Origin of the sequence: Mailhella massiliensis (assembly GCF_020741395.1) — a bacterium.
Taxonomy (GTDB): Bacteria; Desulfobacterota; Desulfovibrionia; order Desulfovibrionales; family Desulfovibrionaceae; genus Mailhella; species Mailhella massiliensis_A.
Genome location: NZ_DYZA01000147.1, coordinates 1 through 3,372 on the forward strand (window position 1 = coordinate 1; position 3,372 = coordinate 3,372).

Genomic DNA, 3,372 nt, shown 5'->3' on the forward strand with positions numbered 1-3,372 from the left:
CTGTAGGGAATACAGATTGCCGTACACGTCGATATCCCTGTCGTCATCCATGATGAACAGGCGCGAATCCGCCCAGTTCTCCCAAGTGCGGCAGAAGTAATCCACCGAATCGCGCAGCTGTTCCGGGGAAGAGATACCGCTCATCACGCTCATCACACCTTTTTCTATGGTAATGCGCGCGGCATCCACATACGTTTTTTCCCAGTCCTTCCCCACCAGAGGCGCCGATTCTGCAACTTTCGCCACAAAGGCGAAAGCGGGAGCCGGGCCGGAAAAGACTGCCGGACAAAGCAGGCCGGCGACAACAAGGCAGGAGGCGAAAAATATTCTCATGGCAAACCCGGTACTGGCAAAAAGGCATAAAAGGTATTTTTTTATAACCTAAATTCCCTTCAACGACAAGAAGCGGGAAAAAGCGGCCGCCCCCCGGAAGAAGGAAGGCAGGGGAACCCTGAAAACATTCTGAAAAAAATCCGTGCAACGCCCGGCCGGACCTCCCCGCTCCCCGGAACTGCCGCTCCCGCCCATGCCGGGTACATTCCCTTCCGCTGTCGCCGAAGGAAACAATATGCCTTCTTTGCCGCTCTCCGTCTCCGCTGCGGGAATGCCTTACGGAAAAATAAGCCGCCCCCCTATACTCTCCCCCTTTCCCTGCTTGACAGCGCCATGGCGGGCGACTTTAATGACAGCCGCCTGAAAAACTCCGGCTCAACGACCATGAAAAGGATTTCTCATGCGTTTTTTCCTGTACAGCATTGTCCTGTGCCTTCTGATGCTGCCCCTTTCCGCCTGTTCAAAGGCATCTTCCCCACAGCCTTCTCCCGACCGGATCGGCTCTGTGGAAAATTCCTCCGCCGATGAAGCACCTTTCACCGCACCTTCGTGGAGGGAAACCTGGAGCAGGCTTTCCGCAACGCTTCAGAAAGACGGTCTGGATGAAGAGTTCACCCTCGAGGTGTTCGCTAGGCTCGACATGCCTCCCTCCCCCATTCCCATGGGTATCAAGGTGCGGGAGCTCTACACCAACGCCTTTATCCCCAAACCCAAGGCCCGGCCGCCTAAAAGCTTTGAAACCAAGCTCGGTATTCCCGGCCCGTGGTTCAAGGGCGTCGTCACCACGAAAAACGCGAAACTCTGCCGGGACTTCATGAACAAACACGCCGTGGCATTTGCCAGAGCGGAGCTCAATTACGGCATCCCCTCGGAAGTAGCGGCGGCCCTGCTCTTTGTGGAAACAAGGCTCGGGGAATATCTCGGCAAGCACAACGCCTTCTACATGCTCTCCAGCATGGCGGTAACCAGAGACCCGGATTCCATTCCCGAGTACATAAACAAGCTCCCGGGGGCCGAAGATAAACTTCCATGGATACGCGGTAAAATGAAGATCAAGGCCGACTGGGCGTATAAGGAACTGAAGGCCCTGCTCTCCTACTGCCGGGCCAATCATCTCGACCCGTTCAAGATGAAGGGATCCGTATACGGAGCCATAGGCCTGTGCCAGTTCATGCCCACCAATATTCCCCGCTACGGTGTGGACGGCAACGGCGACGGCGTCATAGACCTCTTCTGCGTAGACGACGCCGTATCCAGTCTGAGCAACTACCTGCGCCGGAACGGCTGGAAAAGCGGCCTGAGCGTACAGAAGCAGGCCAGGGTGCTGCGCACCTACAACGCCATGGACATTTACGCCCACACCATTCTCGCACTGGCAAAGACCATACGCCAGCTCCCTTAACACCGCTCCGCAGATACGAAAAAGCCGCCGGACCATGCTTCCGGCGGCTTTTTTTATTCTGCCCGTGCAGGGCCGAAGGAAAACCTCTTCCCGGCATATTCCGGGAAAATGCGGCCCGTTACCCCCCCGCATCCTTCCTTACTTCGGAAAAAGGCCTGAGTATGGTCGATTCTGCCATAATCTTGCGGGCCGCGCCGTAAAGACGATCCAACGCACGATCGACGATCATGCGTTCCTGCATGGCGGTAACAACGCCCGTTTCCCAGATGGTCTTGCGCAAGTCGTCGTAATTCTGTCCCTTTCCCTTCGTCATGGCGCGCACGGCATCCTCAGCCTCCTTGCCGCTCACGCTGATACCCTCCCTCTGGGCCAGCGCCAGAAGAAAGGTATGCCCCTTGGCCTTCTTGCGGGCGAATTCCATGGCCTCGTCGTGCATGTGCTCCAGAGTTTCGCGGATGGTATCCGCGTCGGCATGCTGCTTTTTCAGATAATGCTCCGCATCGCGCAGGTGTTCGCGATAAAAACGCTGCACCAGGCTTTCAGGAAGCGGAAAGTCCAGACGCGAAAGCTGCTCCTCCATGAGGCGATGCTTGCCCTCCCGCTGTATCTGACGCATGCGGGCGGCAAAGGTCTGCTGCCACACTTCCTGCTTCAGATCGTCGAAGGTCTTGAAGCCCAGCTTCTGCGCCGTCTCGTCGGTAAGAGGGGGAAGCACTTCGCGCTGTATGCGGCGCAGCACCACATCGAGCTGCACTTCACGGCCGCGAAGCGTAGGATCGGGATAATTGTCCGGGCAGACCATCACGCCCTGTCCTCTTTCCCCCACATGCAGCGCGCGGACGATAGGATCCATTTCCGGCACCTTCCCGCCCGGCTGCACGGGCAAAAGATGAAGGCGAAAATTATCCGCCGTCATACCCGGCAGGGCCTTGCCGTCCACGGTACCGCGCACGTCCACGGTAAGTATGTCGTGATCCTGCGGCTTGCGGTCCGTCACTTCCTCATAGCCCGCAAGGCGACGCAGCGCCTGGTCGAGCATGGCGTTCAGAGCGTCATCTCCTGGCGCGGGATCGGGTACCGCCACGGAAAGCGTCTCAAGGTCAGGAAGCTCCATTTCAGGCAGAATATCGAAGCTGGAGGAAAAGGAGAACTCCGTTCCTTCCTGAGCGCCCTGCCCGTGATACTGCGAGGGGCACAGGGGGCGTACGCCTTCCTTTTTAAGAATGTCCATCATGGTGGCGTCGGCAAGGATTTCCGTGGCGTCGGCAGCCACGCGGGAGGCGAAGCGGCTTTTTATGACATTGACCGGGATCTTGCCCACGCGGAACCCCGGAAGGTTCATGCCCTTGCCTATGGCCTTCGCCGCACGGTCAAAGGCTTTCCTCACCTCGTCGGCAGAGCAGGTCACCGTCAGGGAAACCGAGGTGGGGGATGTTTTCTCTATGCTGTACTCCATGAAAAGACTCCTCAAAAAGGGAACATATTAACTTCTTGCGCCGCAACGAAAGGCCGAGCCTCTTCCACCCGGGCTCCGTTTCGGCTGCCGCCCACCTCCGACACACAGGAGGCACACGAACCTCACGGCCTGAGCACACGCGAAAGCAAGGCCTCCAGCGCTCTCTCTTCCAGCATGGCGG

The 3,372-nt window shown here is 57.9% G+C and carries 3 protein-coding genes; 1 reads left to right on the top strand and 2 read right to left on the bottom strand.

Annotated features, from left to right (window positions below; genetic code table 11):
- A partial coding sequence (locus K8W16_RS07345) for a hypothetical protein (RefSeq protein ID WP_304122504.1) occupies positions 1-333 on the bottom strand: 333 nt, incomplete at its 3' end.
- A gap of 400 nt (positions 334-733) precedes the next feature.
- On the opposite strand from K8W16_RS07345, the gene K8W16_RS07350 reads away from it, so the two are divergent.
- On the top strand, positions 734-1,735 hold the full coding sequence (locus tag K8W16_RS07350) for a lytic murein transglycosylase (protein ID WP_304122505.1): 1,002 nt from the start codon (positions 734-736) through the stop codon (positions 1,733-1,735).
- Positions 1,736-1,853: 118 nt separating this feature from the next.
- Here the strand turns inward: K8W16_RS07350 and tig are convergent, their stop codons facing one another.
- Positions 1,854-3,191: a trigger factor gene (tig, locus tag K8W16_RS07355; protein ID WP_304122506.1), complete on the bottom strand. Its 1,338-nt coding sequence runs from the start codon at positions 3,189-3,191 to the stop codon at positions 1,854-1,856.
- Between the last annotated feature and the right edge of the window lie 181 nt (positions 3,192-3,372).